This window comes from Longicatena sp. 210702-DFI.1.196 (assembly GCF_020563125.1).
Taxonomy (GTDB): Bacteria; Bacillota_I; Bacilli_A; order Erysipelotrichales; family Erysipelotrichaceae; genus Longicatena; species Longicatena caecimuris.
Window position 1 is genome coordinate 214,859 of the sequence record NZ_JAJCPX010000001.1, and the last position, 20,811, is coordinate 235,669.

Genomic DNA, 20,811 nt, shown 5'->3' on the forward strand with positions numbered 1-20,811 from the left:
TATGAAAGATTGTCTAAACGTCTGTTTAATAGGAACAGGAAGAGCAGGCATGATCCATGCCCGCAGCTATATGGGAAACGTCGTGGGAGCACGTCTATTGGCAATATGTGATCCCTGTGAAGAAAATTTAAAAAAAGCCCAAGAAGAACTTCATGTTGCTTATACGTATGCGGATTATCAAGTGGCACTACAGAATAAAGAGATAGATGCAGTAATCGTGGTGACACCAACAGGTACCCATAAAGAAATTGTGCTGGCGGCAGCTTCTGCCGGCAAACACGTGTTCTGCGAAAAACCGATGGCGATTTCAGCGGAAGAATGTGATGAGATGATAGCAGCTTGTAAACAACATCATGTAAAGCTACAAGTAGGATTTATGCGGCGTTATGATGAGAGCTTTCAGAAAGCAAAAGAAGTCATTACATCTGGTAAGATCGGTGAAGTGACAATGATTAAATCACTGACTCATGGACCAAGTGAGCCCAAAGAATGGATGTATGATATAGCAAAAAGCAGTGGACCTATCGGAGAAGTTAACAGCCATGATTTCGATACGTTGCGCTGGTATGCCGACAGCGAAGTAAAAAGTATTCATGCAATTGGAAGAAATTTTCGCTCCTGCGAAAAAAAAGCAGAATATCCAGACTATTATGATACCGTGGCTGTATTATTGGAATTTGAAAATGGCATTATCGGCATGATTGATGGAGCACAATATGTACAGTATGGCTATGATGCCAGAGCGGAGATATTAGGTACATGTGGCAATGTATTGGTAGGTTCACAGAAAAACAACAATGTGAGCATCGCCACTCATGATAAGTGCATGCATGCTGAAGTCATGCCTTCCTGGACAAAGTTATTTAAAGATGCTTATATTAATGAAGCAAGAGATTTTATTCGTTGCATACGTGAAGATGATACCCCTAGAGTTAGTGGACATGATGGTAAAATGGCATTGATTCTGGTACGTGAAGGATTGCGTTCGTTACTTGAAAAACGACCAATCAGAATAGGAGAGTAAAAATGAAAGCTGCATTATTAAAAGGAAAGCTAGACATTAGCGTAGAAGAAGTTCCGCTGCCGGAAATAGGGGATGATGAAATCCTATTAAAGGTGAAAGCTGCAAGTATTTGTGGCAGTGATGTTCGGATGTATAAGAATGGTTATCAACATGTATCTAAAGAACATCCTTTGATTATCGGCCATGAATTTGCCGGGGTCATTGAGAAAATCGGTAAACAAGTCACGGCGTATGAAGTAGGGCAACGAGTAGCTGTTGCGCCCAATATGGGATGTGGCACTTGTGATCATTGTGTGAGTGGTGAAACACATCTGTGTGAGCATTACCAAGCCTTTGGTATTAATATGAACGGTGGGTTTGCCGAATATGTAAAAATTCCAGCAACCGCCATTCAACAAGGAAATATTACGGTATTACAGGATGCGATTTCCTTTGCGGAAGCTGCTTTGGTGGAACCTTTAAGCTGTGTGTATAATGGGCAAAAGCGTCTGCATATGACACCGGGAAAAGATGTTTTGATTATCGGCGCCGGCCCGATTGGAATTATGCATATCATGGTGGCAAAATTGTTTGGTGCTGCCAAGGTGTTCATGAATGATCTCAGTCGTGAACGGATGGAACAGGCGAAGAAACTCTTTCCTGATTTGATTCTGGTGGAAGGTGATTTACAAGAGGAGATACGCAAGCATACGGGAAAGGGCGTAGATGTATGCATCATTGCAGCTCCGGCACCAACAGCACAAACACAATCCTTGCAGTATATGAATATGAATGGGCAGCTGTTATTTTTTGGCGGTCTTCCTAAAGATCGCGAAAATGTATCATTAAATACGAATCTTGTACATTACAAGCAATTGAGCATTTATGGCTGTACCAGACAAAGTGTCATGGATTATCGACTTTGCAGCAAATTGGTAAACGATAAACGTATCCCTTTGAATAGCATCATATCCGCAACATATCCCATCGATGATTTCATGGAGGCGATGGATAAGGCAGCACATGCCGTTGGTTTAAAACATGTCATTACGTTTGCATAATCTGATCAGACAGTGAGCATGACATAATGGTAGTAAATAAATATGAAAGCACATAAAAAAGGCGAAAAGTTCGCCTTTTTTATCATTTATTGTTCTTTTTGTTCCACAGCTAGGATCAATTCTTTTGCATAAGGTAAAGAAGCAATCCAATCACATACAACATGCCATTCATCCAGTTTGTGATTTCTTCTGGCATAATATATATTCATTAACGTTTCATAATTCAAGGTACAGGTACGCAGTTGGTGGTAGCTGGTTGGCAATAGTTGAATCATGCTATACCAGACAGTTTTATCTTTTGTTTCTAAATATTCCAAGCGCAACTCTTCCAATACCGCTATGACTGCTTTCAAAGATGCTAAGGCTTTTTCATTCATATGCTCATAAGAGAAGTCATCTAATGTAAAAGGCTTACTGGCAATCTTATGCATGGTGCTTGTTGAATTGGCAACCGTTGCTACTTTATAGGTGTCATATTCTTTCCACCAGTACATTGGTGCGGTAAAATCTACGGAAACAAAAATCTGGCGAATAAATTTACGATGGTCACTGCCAGCCTTTGCTAAACGCTGTGCTAAAGATAAATCATTAGGCCCCATCACAAAGTTTCCTTCATCATCATAATAGGAATCCATGCGATTCCAGCTATTCATCGGATTACGAGCTCCGCGAATGGCGTTTTCAAAATTCATAACGCTGCAACGTTCAATTTTTATCATAATTCTTTACTCCTTATTTTTTATTGTTGTATTTATTTTATCATAGAAAAGATAAAGTACAGAGAAGAAAGTTGTTTTTATTTTCACATGGGCATATTTAGAGAAAAAGATGCATACATAGTGATAGGAGGATTTGACAATGAAAACAATGAAGATTGAAAAGCATCTGTTTTATGCAGATGAAATAAAGCGTTTGCATACACTGCAGGCAAAAGAACAGCTGCAATATGATCAAGATGAAGATGGTATTCGGGCAACCGGGCCGCTGCATATTCAAGGCAGTTATGAAACAATGGATGGCAATATAATACCTTTTGAAGAAGAATTGCAAATGGATGTATTAGCACCTAGAGAAAAGTTGGGCACAATGCCTTTTGCTATGCAGGTGGAAGCATGTGAAGGGAAGATGGATGAAAATGGGATACTTGTAACAATACTCATGAACATTAGCGGCTTAAAAGAAGAAACAGAGAAACCACAGAAAAAAATTACACCACAGCCGGTAACGACAACACCAATTCCACAACGAGAACAAACACCAGTACCGGATACATCGAACAGCAATAAGCAAGATGAAGAAGAAGCACAAGAGATTATCACTACTCCAGAAAATGAACAACCGGAAACGGAAAAAACGACGGTTGATGAATTTGAAGATTTATTTGAGGATGCCGATACCACGTATACTTCTTATCGCATGATTGTCGCAAAACCCAATGATACGTATGCCAGTATTGCCAATCGTTATGAGGTGAAAGAAGCTGATTTACGTGCATGTAATCATAATAAAACGATTGAGGCCAAAACTTTAGTAATCTTACCATGATGATTCTATTTGGAATCATCTTTTTCCTTTTAAGGGGTGCTTGAACATGATACAAATTCGTCCTGTTTCTGACCTTGAAAATGAATTCCCAAAGATTGCAACCATTATCAACAAATATTTGGTATATCTTACAAGAATAGATATGGTGAATAGGCATATGAAGTCTGAAAGAATACGCAAGACTGACAGACAACATTGTGATGAAATCAGATGAGATTGAAATAATGATAGCAGTCGTACAAGAAGTGCGGTACTTGAAAAATAAATCCACAAGATTATCAGATTGATTATAAAAAAACGGTTGAAATGCAGAAAAGTTTTGTTTATAATAAGTGTACATACGCTGAAGAGAAGGAGTACATGTTATCGGAAATACAGAGAGCTTTTGGATGGTGTAAGAAAGCATGAGGATACATGGAAGGTAGTCTTGGAGTTGATATTCTGAAAAGTGCAGTAGGAATATTCGGGTTGGCACATCGTTATTCGTGCTGTAGAGGCATATAAAAGTATGCGAAGTAAGGTGGTACCACGTTCATCACGTCCTTATACAGGACGTTTTTTTTATGGAGGGAGATGAGCATATGCAATTGTCAATGCCAGAAAAAGAAACCTCTCGTCTGTATCTGCGTGGTATGGAGGAAGCGGATGCCTGTGATATTTATGACTATTATCGGCAGGCTTGCGTAACGCAATTTCTTACCTTTCCCCCACATCCTGATGTAGAACATACATTGCACATTCTTAAAGCGTTTTATTTGCCTTATGAACGCCGAGGAGAACCGCAAGCTTGGTGCGTGCTTGATAAACAAAGGGGAAAGGTCATCGGTCATGTGTGTTTCCATGCATTGGAGGATGATACGGCACAGCTTGCTTATGTCTTACATCCAGAGTATTGGGGTCATGGCTATATAAGGGAGGCTTTACTTCCATTGCTGGAAGTTGGCTTTACACAATTTGGCTTGCGACGCATAACCGCAATGGTGGCGTATGAAAATAAGCGAAGTGCCAAGGTTTTAGAAGCTTTAGGTTTTCGTCTAGAAGGAATATGTAAAGAAGCAATGAAGTTAAGTGATGGCATCTATCACGATATGATGCTATATGCAATATTGAAAAAAGAATGGAGGAAGCTATATGAACAAAACACTTGATGCGAAATATGATCATCACAAAGTTGAACAAGAACACTACAAGACATGGGTAGAACAAGGCTATTTTACAGCAGGAGATAAAACAAAAGATCCTTTCTGTATCGTGATCCCACCACCTAATGTAACTGGGAAGCTGCACTTAGGTCATGCCTGGGATACAACGCTGCAAGATATTGTTGCTCGTTATAAACGTTTGCAAGGCTATGATATGCTGTGGCTGCCGGGAATGGATCATGCCGGTATTGCGACACAAGCAAAAGTTGATGAACGATTAAAAGGGGAAGGAATTTCCCGTTATGATATCGGGCGTGAAAAATTTTTAGACAGAGCTTGGGAATGGAAAGAGGAATATGCTTCTACGATTCGTAAGCAATGGGCAAAGATGGGTTTATCCTTAGATTATACAAGAGAGCGCTTTACGTTGGATGATGGGTTAAGTCATGCTGTTCGTAAAGTATTTGTGGATCTGTATAACGATGGTTTGATCTATCAGGGTGAGCGTATTATCAACTGGGATCCAGAAGCAATGACAGCTTTATCTAATATTGAAGTTATTCATAAAGAAATCGAAGGTGCCATGTATTATTTCAAATACAAGGTTGTTGAAACGGGAAAAGAATTAGTCATTGCGACAACCCGTCCGGAAACGATGTTTGCCGATCAGGCTATCTTTGTTCATCCGGATGATGAGCGTTATAAAGACATCGTTGGGTTGCATGCCATCAACACGGCAAATGGCGAAGCTTTGCCAATCATGGCGGATGATTATATTGATATGAGCTTTGGTACAGCAGTCATGAAATGTACGCCAGCGCATGATCCAAATGACTTTGCCTTGGCGAAAAAATACAATCTTCCTATGCCAATCTGTATGCATCCAAATGGAACGATGAATGATATGTGTGGTAAGTATGCAGGAATGGATCGCTTTGCTTGTCGGAAAGCATTAGTAGAAGATTTTGAAGCAGCCGGTGTCGTTGATCATATCGAAAAGCATATGCATCAAGTTGGACATTCAGAGCGTACCGGAGTAATCGTAGAACCATATTTATCAAAACAATGGTTTGTTAAGATGAAACCGTTGGCGCAAGAAGTATTAAAAAATCAGGAAATAGCGGAACAGCGTATCAATTTCTATCCAAAACGTTTTGAAAAGACATTCCATCAATGGTTGGAAAATATTGAAGACTGGTGTATTTCTCGTCAGCTGTGGTGGGGACATCGCATTCCTGCCTGGTATCATAAAGAAACCAATGAAATTTATGTAGGCATGGAAGATCCGCAGGATCAGGAAAACTGGAAGCAGGATGAAGATGTATTGGATACTTGGTTCTCCAGTGCTTTATGGCCGTTCTCAACTTTAGGCTGGCCGGAAAATACGGATGATCTGGCACGATATTTCCCAAATGATCTGTTAGTAACCGGTTATGACATTATTTTCTTCTGGGTTGCCCGAATGGCTTTCCAGACGCGTTACTGCATGAAGAATCGTCCATTCAAGGATGTATTGATTCATGGACTTGTACGTGATCCACAAGGCAGAAAGATGAGCAAGTCGCTAGGTAATGGTATTGACCCAATGGATGTCATTGATCATTTCGGTGTTGATGCATTGCGTTTCTTCTTGACGACGAATTCTACTCCGGGGCAGGATCTGCGTTACTCTGATGAAAAAGTCGAAGCAAGCTGGAACTTTATCAATAAGATTTGGAATGCCAGTCGCTTTGCGCTGATGCAGTTGGGAGATGCGTTCCATTTGGAGGATATCGATGTAAGCAATGCGTCAATGATTGATAAATGGATTTTAAAACGCTTTAATGAAGTATTGGAAAATGTTACGGAAAACATGGAAAAATATGAGTTTGCGTTAGTGGGTAATGAATTGTACAATTTTGTATGGGATGATTTCTGTTCCTGGTATATTGAATTATCCAAAGCTGGTTTACAGAGTGCAGATGCAACGGTGGTAACAGCAGCACGCTCTACGCTGGTCATTGTTTTACGTGGTATCGTACGTATGTTACATCCATTCATGCCATTTGTAAGTGAAGAAATCTATTTAAGCCTGCCACATGAAAAAGCAAGCATCAATTTGGAATGCTGGCCAACTAAAGTGGATGTTACCATGAGTGAAGACGAAATGGTAGCGGTAAAACAGCTGCTAACGATGATTGAAGCAGTACGTGCTATTAAGGTAGATTACAATCTGAAACCAAGTATGGATATTGAAGTTATCATTAAGGATGAACACGATGTGCTCATGCCAAGTGATGCAAACAGAAATGCCATCTTACAGAAGATGTGTCATGCGACCTGGATAGATAATGCCAAAGATGAAGAAATGGCAGTTCGTCCAATCTTGCATGGTACCTTGAATGTACCTTTGGCAGCTATTATCAATGTAGAAGAAGAGATTGCTAAACTAAGCAAAGAAGTGAAACGTTTGCAAGGAGAAATCAAACGTGGAGAAGGTATGCTGAGCAATCCAAACTTTGTGAATAAAGCGCCTGAGGCCAAAGTGAATGCGGAAAAGGAAAAGTTAGAAGGCTATAAAGCACAGTATGCAATTGTTGGAAAACAATTAGAAGAAATGGAAAAAAGACGTTAATTATTTAAGTGATTTAAAAAGATTTTTAGAAATAGGATTACTTCTGAAAATCTTTTTTTTGTATGGGTGACACAAGATATTCATACTATGATTCATATTTAGTAAGGTTAGAAAGACGCTATTCAGAAAAGTTGGTATACCATATAATGAAATACTACACGAATAGATAAGAGAAAATTTTATTGAATTATAACCATTGTATTTCATAGGTAAACATAAGATTTTAGGGATGGCAAAAGCAAATAAGATGCTTTTTTATAAGATGTAGACGAAAATATAGATAAAAAGTTATATTTTACGAATGAAAATTGCGATAATTGATAATAAAATAAAAAAAGTGACATATTTGTGATAAAATAATATCATATAGAAACCTATGTTGTAGGTTATATAAGGGGTAAACAATCGTTATGAAAGAAAATACGGAAGTCTATGTACAGTTGTTCAGTCACACGTATACGTTTTTACTGCCTTTACACAGTCTAAACATGGCTGCAATTGAAAAAGACTTACAATTACGAAAGGATCATGATGGTAATTACTACTTACAGGATCAATTCATCCGTATGTATTCTTTTTCTGCGCTCTTACAAGAACCTGCAGAAGAAGAATTGATTTGTTGTGTTTTAAAACAGCATGATCAACAAATGGTGTTACGTGTTCATAACGTAGGAGATGTAATTACTCTGACATCACCAATTCATGCTTTGCCCAAATATGTAAGAACGAAGGAAAACAGCTTTCTTGGTGGTTGTGTTTGCTATGCCGAACATGAAGTCGGTTATGTTATAGATGTGGAAAAATTATTTCACGATGTACAAGAAAGTGTGAGCCTATGAAACATAGAGCAGAAAACAGCAAGATTGATGCATTGACAAGAACCCTTAATATTGTTGCTGTAAAAAAAGAAATTGCTAAATATGGGAAAGCAGATGCAACCCAGGATACACTGTTTCTATTACATCATCATTTTACGAAAATGGCATTCACAAAAGTGAAGGAGGATCTTCGTCTGTGTGGTTTTTTGTTACATGCAGCGTTTCCCTATCCGACGTGTATCGCACGTGTGGGAAATGCGACCTTCTTTCTTTACCATCCAGGCTATCTTGATAAAGAACAGGTATTATCAAAATTGCAGTATTACGAGCATTTATTAAATAAGAATCAGATTTATAAAGATATGCAGGTAACTTGCGGAGCGTGTTATACAGATAGCAAAAGCTCCTTTGAAGAAATGTTGGAAAAGGCAGAAGGATCGATGCGGTATGCAAGGGCACACGATTTGCATCTATATATTGGTGAAGTAAGTGAACGTTATGAAGATACAAAGCCATATCCTCATGAGATAACTCCTTTTAAAATATCGCAAAAGGATGTAGATGCTTTCTTTATTTTTCAGATGTTAGAAATATTATATCAAAATGATACCATGCAGAAAGGCATTGATCAGGTGATAGATCATATCTGTGCTTATTTTAAGGTACACCATGTATATATCATGACGCGAGATGATCGAAACCGTGAATTCCATATCTCACATGAACATATTTTAAAAAAATCTTTAGTGATGAATGATAATTTAAAGAAAATGAGTTCATTTATCGGAGAACGATATCAAGAAGTCTTTGATGAAAATGGGATGATCGTATGTAATCGCATGGAAGAATTGAAACAATATGATGTTTTTATGGAAGAGCGCCAACGTTTACGTGGTGTCCATTCATTGATGCAACATATGCTGGTGGAGCATGGTGCTTATATCGGTTATTTGACTTTATTAGACTTAGAAAATGTGCGCATGTGGACATCTCAGCAAATGGCAACCTTTCATTATCTGTCACATATTCTATCTATGGCATTGCAGCAGGAACGACTAGAAAAAGAAAGTGAAGCCTTATCCCAATACGATCATTTGACGGATGCGTGGAAATTGGATCGCTTTAAACAGCAGGTAACTGAGGATCTTCAAGTATATGGGGAAGCAATGGCCTTATTAACATTGGATATTAAGAACTTTAAAATGATTAATACCGATTATGGATATACATATGGCAATCGCATTCTTGTAGCGATGGCGCAGATTTTACGTCAGATCATGGAATCACATGAAAGCTTTGTACGTATGAATGCGGATATCTTTGTTGTTTTATTACATTATGAATCACAAGCTGAGCTACAACAGCGAATTGAGGATATTATCCGGCGCATGGAACGTATGGCGGATACACAAAATTTGGCTTTTCCGATTATTTGCATGATTGGCGTCTATATGATCAAGGAGAAAAACATGCCATTGCCAAGCATGATTGATCATGCGAACAGTGCACGAAAAAAAATAAAGATGTATCATAAGAGCAGTTATGCCTTCTTTGACGATGCAGACGAAGCAAGTCATCGCAAGGAACATCATTTCATTCAAGACATTATTGCGGCTTTTCACAACAATGAATTTATTGTGTATTATCAGCCAAAGGTGCACATTCCAACACGTCGCTGTTATGGCTTAGAGGCTTTGATACGCTGGAAACGCGGTAATGAAATTATTGGTCCAGATACATTCATATCGCTTTTTGAAAAACATGGGTATATTGACGAATTAGATATGTTTGTATTAAAACAGGCCTGCATGCAAATCAATACATGGATCGATGCAGGTATTGAGCCTTTGTCCATTGCCGTTAATATATCAGGGGTTCATTTGCGTGATCCTGATATCGTTAATAAAATTGTCAATGTTTGTCAATATTTTGATATTCCCCGTAACTTGATTGAATTAGAAATAACAGAAAGTGTCATGCTGGAGGATATCGATGATGTCATGAAAAAAGCCATTGCGTTGAAACAGGCAGGCTTTAAATTGTCTATGGATGATTTCGGTACCGGTTTTTCGTCTTTAAGCATTTTGAAAAAGCTGCCGGTGGATATCATTAAGCTGGATCGAGAGTTTTTCCAAAAGGTAATGGATCAGCGGGAAAAAATTATTATTTCCAATGTGATCCATATGGCCCAACAGTTAAATATCAATGTCATCAGCGAAGGCATTGAAACGATTGAACATATTCGCTTCTTACAAGAAATCGGTTGTGAGGAAGCACAAGGCTTTTATTTCTCAAAACCGTTACCAATGGAAGAATTGGATAACATTTTGTGGACACCGTTTGAAATGGAGGAGTTGTGATATGGGCACCTATTTACATTTTTCCTGTGCATCTCATGAATATGCGATTTCTCAAGAATATGTGTATAAAATTGTTGCGTCAAATCATCAGACATTCCCCATACCGTTGGCCAAACGTTATAGTCAACAAATCTTATATGAAGATGGTGCCTGGTATGCACTTCTGGATATTGAAACATTATTTTTCCATACGGAAACAAAGGCAACATATTATATGATCATGAATAATTCTACGATTGCCCTGATGGTTGATACATTATTGGAACCAATGGAGCTAGCGGATACTTGTTGGCAGCCTTCAACAACACTGAAGGATACTTGGGCATATAAAAAGGAAAAAGAGATTTATTTGATTGAAGATATACTATTACAAAAGAGGATGAGTTGTTATGATTCAGATGACGGATAAAGAATTTGAAAATTTCTGCCGTGTAATGCAGGAGAACTATGGAATTGATCTTAAGAAGAAACGTGTATTAATAGAATATCGCATGATAGCAGAAGTAAAAAAGCGCGGTATGCATTCATTTCAAGAATTTTTAGATGCAATGGTCAAGGATGAAAGCAAAGAATTGCAATATACGATGATCAATCAGCTGACGACGAATTATACGTATTTCTGTCGGGAGATGGCGCATTATCACTATATTGAAACTGATGTTTTGCCCAATTTGGATAAAGATCTTAATGAGTTACGCATTTTAGTGGCAGGGTGTTCCAGTGGGCAAGAATGTTATACCTTATTGATGATGCTAGAAGAATATCGCTTGTTGCATGTATTGCCTTCGATTGCGATGGTTGGTTGTGATATTAACAATGCGGTATTACAAGAAGCAAGAAATGCTACTTACCCTATCAGGGCATTAAAAGAAATACCGGAAAGCTGGCAAAAACGTTATTTGCATATGGATGAAAACAATGAAAACTTCACGATATCGCCGAAATTGCAGGCGCAGGTGAGTTTTCAATTCCATAATGTCTTAGAACCTTTTCACACAGTGAAATATCAGATGATCATGTGTCGAAATGTCATGATTTATTTTGATGAGGCAGCTAGACGGCAGACAGTAAGAAATTTATGCAAGAATTTGGCAGTGCATGGATACCTTGTGTTAGGGCATGCGGAAGTTTTGATGGAGATACCCCAGGATATGGAATATTGTGGGCATTCCATTTATCGAAAAGTGTAAATACTTTGCATAAGAAAAGGGGTGAGAAAGTGGAAAACAACAGTTATCTTTTAGAAACTTTGAAAGAGTTTGGAAATATCAGCGGTGGTAATGCCGCAGCATCTCTTGCCTTGCTGATGGATACACAGGTATATTTATCAGTTAGCAAAGTGGATAAAATGACACAATTGGATTTAAAAACAAATGATCTAAGAGTGGAAGAACATATGATCAGTATTCTATTGCCATTTGACGGTGATATGGAAGGAATGTTGTTGTTTTTACTCAATCAGACCTTTGCCCAAACCTATTTAAAAAAGGTGATGCAACGGGATGTGTGTGCATATCAACTCCAAGAACAGGAATTAAAAATGTTAGAGGAAACTGCTAGCATTATGGCGAGTGCGTTTATGGAAGGAATTGCCTCGTATTTAAAATATGCTATCCGCATTCAGCAGCCAAGCATTACCATGGATATGAAGGGCTCCATCTTGAATGAAGTCTTAACAATGGCCGTACAGGATCAACATCAGGCGCTTCGCATTTCCCGAAGCTTCTGGGTGTCATCCTGTGAAACACCTAATGAGCTGATTTTTCTTGTTAAGGGAAACAGTGTTGATAAGCTATGCGCATCATTGGAGGTGAGTAGATGAAAGAAATCTTGGCAAAAGCCGGAGAAATCGTAGTTGGTGATCGTAATAGTATCATCACTGCTAAAGCACTTGGCTCTTCTTTAGGTATTTGCCTATATGATTCCTATGACCGTTGTGGCGGTTTTGTAGAATGTCTGTTACCTAAATGCACAAAGGATGAGCGTAGTTGTTATGTGGATGTCGGTATCCAGCAGCTATATGATCAAGTGACATCTATTTCTGAAAGTCACCAGCCTTTGATCGCGAAACTGATAGGGGGAGCAAGCTTGTTTCAGGGAAAGAATCAACAGCATGAAGATGATATCGGTCATCGAAACATCAAAATGGCCTATGATGTACTGATGCAGCTGCATATACCTGTTGTGGCTGCGGATGTCGGGGATACCTTTGGAAGAACATTGCACTTTCATTTAGATGATGGAAATGTGTATATTGAGACAAAACGAGATTTTATATATCATATCTAGGAGGATGACAAATGCAAAAGTTAAGAAGTATGAAAATATCAAAACAGCTGATTCTGACATTTGGTATCACTGTAATCATGTTTTTGAGTATTATTGTTACAGCTTTATATAGTGCGGCAACGATTTCCGATAATTATACAGATTTTTATGAAAAATCATTTGAAGTGGTAAAGACAAGTATGTCTACCCGCATTAAGAATATGGAAACGGTGCTTGCCGTAACCAAATCTTTGGCATATCACGACAAAGAAGAACAGGCCGCATTAAAGAAAGAAATTATGGAAAGTGTTACGGTTGTTGAAGAAAATTTAGGGCAGATGGACATGATGGATGATGCCTTAGTATCGGATGCAGAAGTCAGTAAGTTAACATCGGCATTAAATGAATTAAAAAATAATCGAGATAAGGTTTTAGATTTAATTGAACAGGAAAAATATGATGAAGCATCGAAGCTTTATCAGAATAAATATGAAGCTAGTTCCATAAAAATGCGAAATGAATTATCAAGTTTAGAGGCGAAAGTGAAAAAAGATGCTGCTCAAGCCTATAGTGATGGAAAATCAACCATTTCGAGAATGATGATCTTTATCGCTCTTACTTCAGTTATCATGGTGATCTTCCTTATTGCCATGTGGATTTGGGTATACCGTAATATCTCCCATCCAATCATTGAAATAAAGAAAGCAGCACGCGAATTATCAGAAGGCAATTTAAGAACAGAGATACAATATGAAAGTGGAAATGAACTTGGCGAATTGGCTGACAGCATGCGAGAAACAGTGAAAACTTTATCGTATTATAGTGATGAGATTGCCAAAAGTATGCGAATGATGGGCAATGGCAAATTAAATTATCGCAGTAATGTTAAATTCAAAGGGAACTTTATTGAACTTGGTACGGCTTTGGATGAGATATCAGAGCTGTTAAGCAATGCCATTATGAAAATCAGCACCAGTGCTGAATTAGTATCTGGGGGTGCTCAGCAAGTATCGAATGGGGCACAAATTCTTTCTCAAGGAGCCAGTGATCAAGCAGGCTCTATTCAGGAATTGGCTGCCAATATCAATGAATTATCACAAAGTGTAAAAAGCAATGCTGATGATGCTATCGTTGTTAGCGAATATGCGAATAATTTGAAGAATCAGATCATGGAAAGTCATGAACAAATGGAAAATATGTTAAAGGCAAATCATGAAATTAATGAAAATTCCAGCAATATCACAATGATCGTAAAAGAAATTGAAGATATTGCATTCCAAACCAATTTATTAGCTTTAAATGCTGCGGTTGAGGCTGCCAGAGCAGGAGAAGCAGGGAAAGGTTTCTCAGTGGTTGCGGCAGAAATTCGTAATCTTTCAGCGAAAACAACAGAAGCTAGTAAGTTGACCAGTGAATTGATTCGTAAGACAAGTCTATCGATCGAAAGCGGTAGTAAAATGATGGATAAAACATCTATAACATTACAAAATGTCGTAGAAAATGCACAACAAGTAACGGCCAATGTCGAGCGTATCAGTGATGTCAGCGTGCAACAATCAAAGGCGATTAGCCAAGTACGTCAAAGTATTGAACAAATATCTGAAATCGTTCAAGGCAATTCAGCTACATCAGAAGAAAGTGCAGCAGCCAGTGAAGAATTGGCAGCGCAGGCACAGGTGCTTCGTGAATTAGTTAATGATTTTGAAATATAAGAATATGGATAAGGAAGGTAGAAAATTTATGACAAAAAGAATACTTATTGTAGATGATGCTATATTTATGCGAACCATGTTGAAAAACATCCTTACGAAGGATACGGCTTATACCTATGATATCGTAGAAGCCAAAGATGGTGTAGAGGCGATAACTTTTATTGATGAACAGGAGTTTGATTTGGTATTAATGGATATTACGATGCCCAATATGGGAGGTATCGAAGCATTAAAAATAATAAAAGAAAAAAAGGCGAAATTACCGGTTGTCATGTGTTCGGCTATGGCTCAGGAAGCAATGGTAGTGGAAGCTATCCGTATTGGCGCTACCAGCTTTATCGTTAAGCCTTTTAATGCAAATGATGTTATTGAAGTTGTGCATAAGATCGTGCAGGAAGCTGTGTGATGATGTATGCTGAAAAATTATTCAGATCTTAATGCCCTGGCACGCGATGCCTTGCAAGAAATTGGTAATATCGGAACAGGAAACGCATTAACCGCGTTATCGTCTATGATTCATCAGACAATTCATTTACAAACACCTGCTGTACGTATTGTTCCTTATCAGGATGCTCAGGAATTATTAGGTGGCGCACAGACGGTAAAGGTAGGCATTTTAATTGAAACAAGTGGTGATATGAATGGAATCTTTATGTTTTTGTTAAATGAGACATTCACCCGTCAATTATTAGAAGGTGTATTAGGTAAAAGTACGATTGATCTTCGTGAACCTGATGAAATGTCACAAAGTGCTATTTGTGAAATTGGTAATATCATGTGCTGTTCTTATATAAATGCCATTGCTTCTATGACAGGCATGCAGATACATGTATCGGTTCCATCCTCATGCACAGACATGGCAGGCTCCTTGCTAAGTGTACCAATGATACATTTTGCACAAATGGGCGATGAGCTATTGTTTATTGAAAATTGTTTCCGTATTAATGCATGTGATTTTGTCAGTCATGTATTATTTCTACCAGAGCTTTCCTCTATTGAACACTTGTTGGAAAGATTGGGAGTTTCCTAATGCAAAAGAAGGTCATAGGAATTGGCGCTGCAGCGATAGGCAAAGAAGATGATGTTTTAATTTCCTATGCACTTGGTTCCTGTGTGGGTATTTGCTTATATGATCCTGTCGCCAAAATCGGTGGTATGGTTCATATCTTGTTGCCGGATAGCAAGTTAATACCTGATAAGCCAGATGTTTATCGTTATGCGGATACAGGGATTACGGCTTTATGTACAAAGATGCAGATAAAAGGGGCAGTGCGATCACGCATGTATGCGAAAGTTGCAGGAGGAGCATGTATGTTCGCCAGTGAAATCAGTACGAATATTGGCAAACGCAATGTGAATGCGGTTCGCCAGATCTTACAAAATTTAGCAATCCCTATCAAAGGGGAAGATGTCGAAAAAAACTATGGTCGCTCTATCTGGTTTTATTGTAGTGATGGCCTTGTCAAAGTGAAGTCCGCAAGAAATATCAATATAGAAATATAAGGAGAAACGCGTATGGAAAAGAATGGGAAGATTCTGGTAGTTGATGACAGTATCATGATCACCAGTCAGGTGGAACGGATTTTAAAATCGGAAACAATGGAATTAAAAATTGCCCATGATGGGAAACAGGCGATGCAAACAGTCATGGATTTTCAACCCGATCTCATTTTACTGGATGTAGAATTACCGGATACAAATGGCTTCACGCTATATGAAGAGATTCAAAAAAGAGCACCTCAAAATACCAAAATTATCTTCTTAACATCCCGTGATGATCATGATGCGGTATTGACAGGTATGACCCTTGGGGCAAGCGATTATATCAAAAAACCATTTGATGCCGACGAGCTACTGATTCGCATTATGTCGCAGTTGCGTACGAAACATAAAGAAGATGAGTTACAGAAAATGGAAGAGAAGGCGAGTGTATTGCATAATTTGGCATTTCGCGATGCATTAACCGGATTATTAAATCGCAATTATGTCGATCAAAAATTAAAGAATACATTGGATATCAATATTCCGATGATGTTAATCATTGCCGATATTGATGATTTTAAATATGTAAATGATTATTTCGGTCATGAAATCGGCGATATGGTTTTAATTGGTATTGCCAGTACGCTTGCTGCAACAGCTGCGAAATGGGAAGTGATACGCTGGGGCGGTGAAGAATTCCTCATCGTGTTTAAAGGTGTAACGCAACAAGACTGTACAGAGGTGGCGGAACAGATCCGTTATGCTGTAGAACATCTTCCTTTTCATAGTAATGGAGAAGATTTTCACTGTACGCTCACACAAGGCATCACCTGTTATGATCATGCATTGACCTTCTCAGAAAACGTTGAGATGGCAGATAAAGCTTTATATTATGGAAAACGTCATGGAAAAAATTGTTTTATCTGTTATGAGCATATGAAAGATCTGAAGGCAGGCGAAGTATTATGAGTTTTTTCGATGACAGTCTGTTAGATATGCTGGATGTATATATATATGAATCCAATGATCTTTTTGAACAACTGGATCGTATCCTATTGACACATCAACAAGATCACGCATTAACGAAAGAGGACATACATGCCATTTTTCGTGTCATGCATACGACGAAAAGCTCATCTGCGATGATGAATTTGACTGAGATTGCCAATTGTATGCATCGTTTAGAAGATGTGTTTGGCATTTTACGTGATGATCCACAACGCCTACAGTCTCATGAAGATACATTATTCACCCTTTTGTATGATGTATCTGATTTTATGCATCAGCAATTGGATATCATGAAGCAGGAATCTTATCAACCAGCGGATCCATCTTTTTTTATCAAGCGTATTGAAGAGCTGATGAATGCACTGCAACATAAAGAAGATGCAGAGACTAGTAAGATACCTAAACAAATACAAAAGCCAATCCCTGAACCTGAAAAAGCGGTCGGTGCGAATACGTTTTATTTACATCTTTTATACGAAGAAGGTTGTATGATGGAAAATGTAAGAGCCTATATGATGGTCTTACAATTAAAACCACTATGTCAACAATTGCATACATATCCTGAAGAATTAGAAAACAATAAGGATGCGGCATCTTATATCCAACAACATGGATTTTATCTGGCAATTACAAGCGACCATCCTGAACAGGCGATGAAGGTGGCACAGAATGCTTTATTTGTTCAAAGTTGTAAGCAGAAAGCATTAAAAGACACTCCATTTGCTCATGATGAGAAAAAGATGAATAAAAAAGTTGGTACATTAAAAGAACAGAAAGAAACATTTTTATCTGTAAGAACCGATAAATTAGACGAATTACAAAATCTGATTGGTGAAATGATGATTGCTAGAGAAACTTTAAAAGTGTATATGCAGACAACTGGTAATGATGCTATGGTAGATTTTTATAAACAAACCTTTGATAAGTTATATGATCATTTAGAAGAGGTCGTTATGTCTATACGGCTTGTCCCAATGGCTATTTTAGTACCTAAATTATCACGTGTGGTACACGATGTGGCGGTGAAAGAGGGAAAAGATGTGGTATTTAAGGTTGAAGGAGAAGATACGGAATTTGATAAAGAAATTGTTTATCGTCTTTTTGAACCGTTGATGCATTTATTACGCAATGCGGTTGACCATGGTCTGGAAAGTAAAGAAGAGCGTTTACGCAATAAGAAATCGTCGCAGTGCGAAATTATCTTGAACGTTGAGCAAAGCAATGGTGAAGTAAAAATTCAGGTAAAAGATGATGGGCGAGGATTAAATGCTCAAAGGATACGCGAAAAAGCGATAGCAAAGGGATTATTAGCAAAAGATGCACAAATAAGTGATCAGGAATTATATCAGTTTCTATTGATGCCAGGCTTTTCAACAAAAGAAGAAATCAGTGAAATCAGTGGCCGCGGTGTAGGTTTGGATGTGGTGAAACAGATGATTAATTCCAGTAACGGTCGATTAGCAATACAAAGTGAAGCAGGGAAAGGAACATCTTTTATCCTTTATCTGCCTTTGACACTTTCCATCATACCGGCACTGATCATTCGCTGTCATACGATTGTTTATGCAATTCCTATTCATGCGATTGAACATTTCTGTCCTTGGGATACTAATGTTTTTAGCGTACAAGGCCAACATGTGTATTATCGTTATAAGGAGATGAGTCTGCCTGTATTATTTCTTGATGAACTTTATCAACAAGTGGGGGATAAAACCATGCAAGAGCGTAAGAATAAGACCCTTATCATCTTAAATAGTCAAGGGATGAAGGCGGTATTGGCCGTTGATGAAGTCATCGAAACGCGAAATATCGTCGATAAGCCACTTCCAGGCGTATTACAAGATACGTATCAGCAGCATACAGGTATCAGTGGCTATAGTTTGTTAGGAGATGGACATATTTGTTATGATCTTCGTGCGGAAACTTTATTAAAAAATGCTTGGAAAGGCAGGGAATAATATGCAATATATCGGTTTTGATATTCAAGAGACACATTATGGCATAGCCTCAGACAATATTATTGAAATATTACAAGATGGTGTGATTACACCATTGCCTTGTGCACCACAAGGAGTTTGTGGCATGACCCATTATCAGGGAAGAAGTTATCCAGTTCTTGATTTATATGATATATTGGAAGTACCGGTTGATACATCGCTTAGCTGTATGATCATGGTAGAAACAAAACAGCATTATTATTTTGTGAATGTGCATACCATACCCTATTTGTTTGAAGATGGTGAAGCTATGGAGGTTCCTAAGGCTTTAGCAGACAGTGATATAGCAATCAAGCAGATTTTTAAGTGGCATGATCGCATGCAATTGATTATTTCGACAGAAAAATTATTTGCTTTTTTATTAGAACGTTTTCGCCATACGGCTTATCCATGGTGATAGTCATGCAGACATCCATATGAAGATGTCTGTTTTTTTGAATGGATGGTAGTCATATGTAGGAAGAAGGCAGAACATAAAAAGTTTCTAATACGTATCAGGAACAATAATATGATGATAAATGAAAAAGATATGTAAAAAATGATTATATTTTATGAAAACGATGAAAAGGTGGTTGACGGATTCCCAAAATAGGTGTAACCTAAACATAATCATATAAGGGAGGCAGTCATTATGGAAATTGAATACGTACAGGCAAAAACATTAAAGGAAAAACCCGCTTGGGATCAAAACCTTGGCTTTGGTAAATACTTTACGGATTATATGTTCACAATGGATTGGACAGTAAATAAAGGTTGGCACAATGCTAAAATAGAACCCTATGCGCCTATTTGTTTGGATCCGGCAACTCTGGTTTTACATTATGCACAGGAAACTTTTGAAGGTTTGAAAGCTTATAAAAGTAAGGATGGAAACGTACTTTTATTTCGCCCGGAAATGAATGCACGACGTTTTGCGAACTCAAATCGTCGTTTATGCATGGAAATTCTACCGGAAGAAATGTTTGTCGAGGCGATTGAAAAATTAGTAGCTCATGAAGTAGATTGGATTCCTACTGCAGAGGGAACCTCATTATATATCCGTCCATTCATGTTTGCTACAGAAGCAGCTGTTGGTGTGCATCCAAGCAGTGCCTATAAGTTTGTGATTATTTTATCACCAGTAGGTGCTTATTATCCGGAAGGTGTAAATCCGGTAAAAATCTATGTAGAAGATGAATATGTGCGAGCAACTAAGGGAGGCACAGGCTTTACAAAATGTGGAGGTAATTATGCCGCTAGTATTGCAGCACAGGTAAAAGCAGAAAAATTAGGCTATACACAGGTATTGTGGCTAGATGGTGTAGAACGTAAATATGTGGAAGAAGTTGGAACCATGAATGTCATGTTCAAAATTGATAATAAGATCATTACCGCACCATGTGATGGAACAGTATTGCCGGGAGTTACACGTGATTCTATTTTACATATCTTAAAAGATTGGGGATATGAAGTAGAAGAGCGTCACTTATCTATTGATGAGTTAATGGAAGCGGGAAGAAAGGGTAAGCTAGAGGAAGCGTTTGGTACAGGAACGGCTGCTGTTATTTCACCAGTAGGAGAACTTTATTATAAGGGTGAGACCGTAACAATCAATGATTTTAAAACGGGGGAACTGACTCAGAAATTATACGACACCTTGACAGGTATTCAATGGGGAAATGTAAAAGATACGTATGGTTGGACACGTATTGTTAAATAAACATTAAGCGAATAAAAAAACGGTTTTGACCGTTTTTTTTTTTTTTTTGTGGCGGGCATGCCACATATCTAGGGTGAAAATCCCTCGGGGCGTAGTTATCGA

The 20,811-nt window shown here is 38.1% G+C and carries 20 protein-coding genes and 1 other annotated feature; of the genes, 19 read left to right on the forward strand and 1 reads right to left on the reverse strand.

Annotated elements, in window-relative coordinates:
• Nucleotide 1: 1 nt before the first annotated feature.
• On the forward strand, nucleotides 2-1,024 hold the full coding sequence (locus tag LI241_RS01080; RefSeq protein WP_008688954.1) for a Gfo/Idh/MocA family oxidoreductase: 1,023 nt from the start codon (nucleotides 2-4) through the stop codon (nucleotides 1,022-1,024).
• 2 nt (nucleotides 1,025-1,026) lie between these two features.
• Nucleotides 1,027-2,064, forward strand: a complete 1,038-nt coding sequence (locus LI241_RS01085) for a zinc-dependent dehydrogenase (RefSeq protein ID WP_008688953.1) — start codon at nucleotides 1,027-1,029, stop codon at nucleotides 2,062-2,064.
• 86 nt (nucleotides 2,065-2,150) lie between these two features.
• Here LI241_RS01085 and LI241_RS01090 read toward each other — a convergent pair whose 3' ends face one another.
• Nucleotides 2,151-2,783: a hypothetical protein gene (locus tag LI241_RS01090; RefSeq protein ID WP_008688950.1), complete on the reverse strand. Its 633-nt coding sequence runs from the start codon at nucleotides 2,781-2,783 to the stop codon at nucleotides 2,151-2,153.
• Nucleotides 2,784-2,922: 139 nt separating this feature from the next.
• On the opposite strand from LI241_RS01090, the gene LI241_RS01095 reads away from it, so the two are divergent.
• From LI241_RS01095 to LI241_RS01175, 17 genes are all read left to right on the forward strand, one after another.
• Nucleotides 2,923-3,609: a LysM peptidoglycan-binding domain-containing protein gene (locus LI241_RS01095; RefSeq protein WP_008688948.1), complete on the forward strand. Its 687-nt coding sequence runs from the start codon at nucleotides 2,923-2,925 to the stop codon at nucleotides 3,607-3,609.
• A gap of 334 nt (nucleotides 3,610-3,943) precedes the next feature.
• Nucleotides 3,944-4,157, forward strand: a binding site (T-box leader).
• Nucleotides 4,158-4,190: 33 nt separating this feature from the next.
• Nucleotides 4,191-4,757, forward strand: a complete 567-nt coding sequence (locus LI241_RS01100; RefSeq protein WP_226896757.1) for a GNAT family N-acetyltransferase — start codon at nucleotides 4,191-4,193, stop codon at nucleotides 4,755-4,757.
• Complete coding sequence (locus tag LI241_RS01105; RefSeq protein WP_008688944.1) at nucleotides 4,741-7,365, forward strand: valine--tRNA ligase; 2,625 nt, start codon at nucleotides 4,741-4,743, stop codon at nucleotides 7,363-7,365. The genes LI241_RS01100 and LI241_RS01105 overlap by 17 nt, the downstream gene beginning before the upstream one ends.
• Before the next feature lie 410 nt (nucleotides 7,366-7,775).
• Entirely contained in the window at nucleotides 7,776-8,204 is a 429-nt protein-coding gene (locus tag LI241_RS01110; RefSeq protein ID WP_008688943.1) for a chemotaxis protein CheW, read from the forward strand.
• Nucleotides 8,201-10,543 carry a bifunctional diguanylate cyclase/phosphodiesterase gene (locus tag LI241_RS01115; protein ID WP_227150838.1) on the forward strand — a complete coding sequence of 781 codons (2,343 nt, stop codon included), beginning with the start codon at nucleotides 8,201-8,203 and terminating at the stop codon, nucleotides 10,541-10,543. The genes LI241_RS01110 and LI241_RS01115 overlap by 4 nt, the downstream gene beginning before the upstream one ends.
• A gap of 1 nt (nucleotide 10,544) precedes the next feature.
• Nucleotides 10,545-10,952, forward strand: coding sequence for a chemotaxis protein CheW (locus LI241_RS01120; protein WP_008688941.1), 408 nt, complete (start codon nucleotides 10,545-10,547; stop codon nucleotides 10,950-10,952).
• Nucleotides 10,933-11,733, forward strand: a complete 801-nt coding sequence (locus LI241_RS01125) for a protein-glutamate O-methyltransferase CheR (protein WP_008688940.1) — start codon at nucleotides 10,933-10,935, stop codon at nucleotides 11,731-11,733. Before LI241_RS01120 ends, LI241_RS01125 begins: the two co-directional genes overlap by 20 nt.
• A 29-nt stretch (nucleotides 11,734-11,762) precedes the next feature.
• Entirely contained in the window at nucleotides 11,763-12,365 is a 603-nt protein-coding gene (locus LI241_RS01130; RefSeq protein WP_008688939.1) for a chemotaxis protein CheC, read from the forward strand.
• Nucleotides 12,362-12,832 carry a chemotaxis protein CheD gene (locus tag LI241_RS01135; RefSeq protein ID WP_008688938.1) on the forward strand — a complete coding sequence of 157 codons (471 nt, stop codon included), beginning with the start codon at nucleotides 12,362-12,364 and terminating at the stop codon, nucleotides 12,830-12,832. Before LI241_RS01130 ends, LI241_RS01135 begins: the two co-directional genes overlap by 4 nt.
• A gap of 11 nt (nucleotides 12,833-12,843) precedes the next feature.
• Nucleotides 12,844-14,523 carry a methyl-accepting chemotaxis protein gene (locus LI241_RS01140; protein WP_008688935.1) on the forward strand — a complete coding sequence of 560 codons (1,680 nt, stop codon included), beginning with the start codon at nucleotides 12,844-12,846 and terminating at the stop codon, nucleotides 14,521-14,523.
• A gap of 28 nt (nucleotides 14,524-14,551) precedes the next feature.
• Nucleotides 14,552-14,929, forward strand: coding sequence for a response regulator (locus tag LI241_RS01145; protein ID WP_008688932.1), 378 nt, complete (start codon nucleotides 14,552-14,554; stop codon nucleotides 14,927-14,929).
• A 6-nt stretch (nucleotides 14,930-14,935) separates the two neighbouring features.
• Nucleotides 14,936-15,553, forward strand: a complete 618-nt coding sequence (locus LI241_RS01150) for a chemotaxis protein CheC (protein WP_008688931.1) — start codon at nucleotides 14,936-14,938, stop codon at nucleotides 15,551-15,553.
• Nucleotides 15,553-16,026 carry a chemotaxis protein CheD gene (locus tag LI241_RS01155; RefSeq protein WP_008688929.1) on the forward strand — a complete coding sequence of 158 codons (474 nt, stop codon included), beginning with the start codon at nucleotides 15,553-15,555 and terminating at the stop codon, nucleotides 16,024-16,026. The genes LI241_RS01150 and LI241_RS01155 overlap by 1 nt, the downstream gene beginning before the upstream one ends.
• A 12-nt stretch (nucleotides 16,027-16,038) precedes the next feature.
• Nucleotides 16,039-16,974, forward strand: coding sequence for a diguanylate cyclase domain-containing protein (locus LI241_RS01160; RefSeq protein ID WP_008688928.1), 936 nt, complete (start codon nucleotides 16,039-16,041; stop codon nucleotides 16,972-16,974).
• Entirely contained in the window at nucleotides 16,971-18,971 is a 2,001-nt protein-coding gene (locus LI241_RS01165; RefSeq protein WP_008688926.1) for a chemotaxis protein CheA, read from the forward strand. The genes LI241_RS01160 and LI241_RS01165 overlap by 4 nt, the downstream gene beginning before the upstream one ends.
• 1 nt (nucleotide 18,972) lies before the next feature.
• Nucleotides 18,973-19,407 (forward strand): chemotaxis protein CheW, encoded by a 435-nt coding sequence (locus LI241_RS01170; protein WP_008688925.1) that lies wholly within the window; start codon nucleotides 18,973-18,975, stop codon nucleotides 19,405-19,407.
• A 234-nt stretch (nucleotides 19,408-19,641) separates the two neighbouring features.
• Entirely contained in the window at nucleotides 19,642-20,709 is a 1,068-nt protein-coding gene (locus tag LI241_RS01175) for a branched-chain amino acid aminotransferase (protein WP_008688923.1), read from the forward strand.
• Nucleotides 20,710-20,811: the final 102 nt, after the last annotated feature.

What these genes read in the sequence shown, in the direction of transcription:
- LI241_RS01080 (WP_008688954.1), top strand. Translation starts at nt 2, where the DNA reads ATGAAAGATTGTCTAAACGTCTGTTTAATAGGAACAGGAAGAGCAGGC.
- LI241_RS01085 (WP_008688953.1), top strand. Translation starts at nt 1,027, where the DNA reads ATGAAAGCTGCATTATTAAAAGGAAAGCTAGACATTAGCGTAGAAGAA.
- LI241_RS01090 (WP_008688950.1), bottom strand. Translation starts at nt 2,783, where the DNA reads ATGATAAAAATTGAACGTTGCAGCGTTATGAATTTTGAAAACGCCATT.
- LI241_RS01095 (WP_008688948.1), top strand. Translation starts at nt 2,923, where the DNA reads ATGAAAACAATGAAGATTGAAAAGCATCTGTTTTATGCAGATGAAATA.
- LI241_RS01100 (WP_226896757.1), top strand. Translation starts at nt 4,191, where the DNA reads ATGCAATTGTCAATGCCAGAAAAAGAAACCTCTCGTCTGTATCTGCGT.
- LI241_RS01105 (WP_008688944.1), top strand. Translation starts at nt 4,741, where the DNA reads ATGAACAAAACACTTGATGCGAAATATGATCATCACAAAGTTGAACAA.
- LI241_RS01110 (WP_008688943.1), top strand. Translation starts at nt 7,776, where the DNA reads ATGAAAGAAAATACGGAAGTCTATGTACAGTTGTTCAGTCACACGTAT.
- LI241_RS01115 (WP_227150838.1), top strand. Translation starts at nt 8,201, where the DNA reads ATGAAACATAGAGCAGAAAACAGCAAGATTGATGCATTGACAAGAACC.
- LI241_RS01120 (WP_008688941.1), top strand. Translation starts at nt 10,545, where the DNA reads ATGGGCACCTATTTACATTTTTCCTGTGCATCTCATGAATATGCGATT.
- LI241_RS01125 (WP_008688940.1), top strand. Translation starts at nt 10,933, where the DNA reads ATGATTCAGATGACGGATAAAGAATTTGAAAATTTCTGCCGTGTAATG.
- LI241_RS01135 (WP_008688938.1), top strand. Translation starts at nt 12,362, where the DNA reads ATGAAAGAAATCTTGGCAAAAGCCGGAGAAATCGTAGTTGGTGATCGT.
- LI241_RS01140 (WP_008688935.1), top strand. Translation starts at nt 12,844, where the DNA reads ATGCAAAAGTTAAGAAGTATGAAAATATCAAAACAGCTGATTCTGACA.
- LI241_RS01145 (WP_008688932.1), top strand. Translation starts at nt 14,552, where the DNA reads ATGACAAAAAGAATACTTATTGTAGATGATGCTATATTTATGCGAACC.
- LI241_RS01150 (WP_008688931.1), top strand. Translation starts at nt 14,936, where the DNA reads ATGCTGAAAAATTATTCAGATCTTAATGCCCTGGCACGCGATGCCTTG.
- LI241_RS01155 (WP_008688929.1), top strand. Translation starts at nt 15,553, where the DNA reads ATGCAAAAGAAGGTCATAGGAATTGGCGCTGCAGCGATAGGCAAAGAA.
- LI241_RS01160 (WP_008688928.1), top strand. Translation starts at nt 16,039, where the DNA reads ATGGAAAAGAATGGGAAGATTCTGGTAGTTGATGACAGTATCATGATC.
- LI241_RS01165 (WP_008688926.1), top strand. Translation starts at nt 16,971, where the DNA reads ATGAGTTTTTTCGATGACAGTCTGTTAGATATGCTGGATGTATATATA.
- LI241_RS01170 (WP_008688925.1), top strand. Translation starts at nt 18,973, where the DNA reads ATGCAATATATCGGTTTTGATATTCAAGAGACACATTATGGCATAGCC.
- LI241_RS01175 (WP_008688923.1), top strand. Translation starts at nt 19,642, where the DNA reads ATGGAAATTGAATACGTACAGGCAAAAACATTAAAGGAAAAACCCGCT.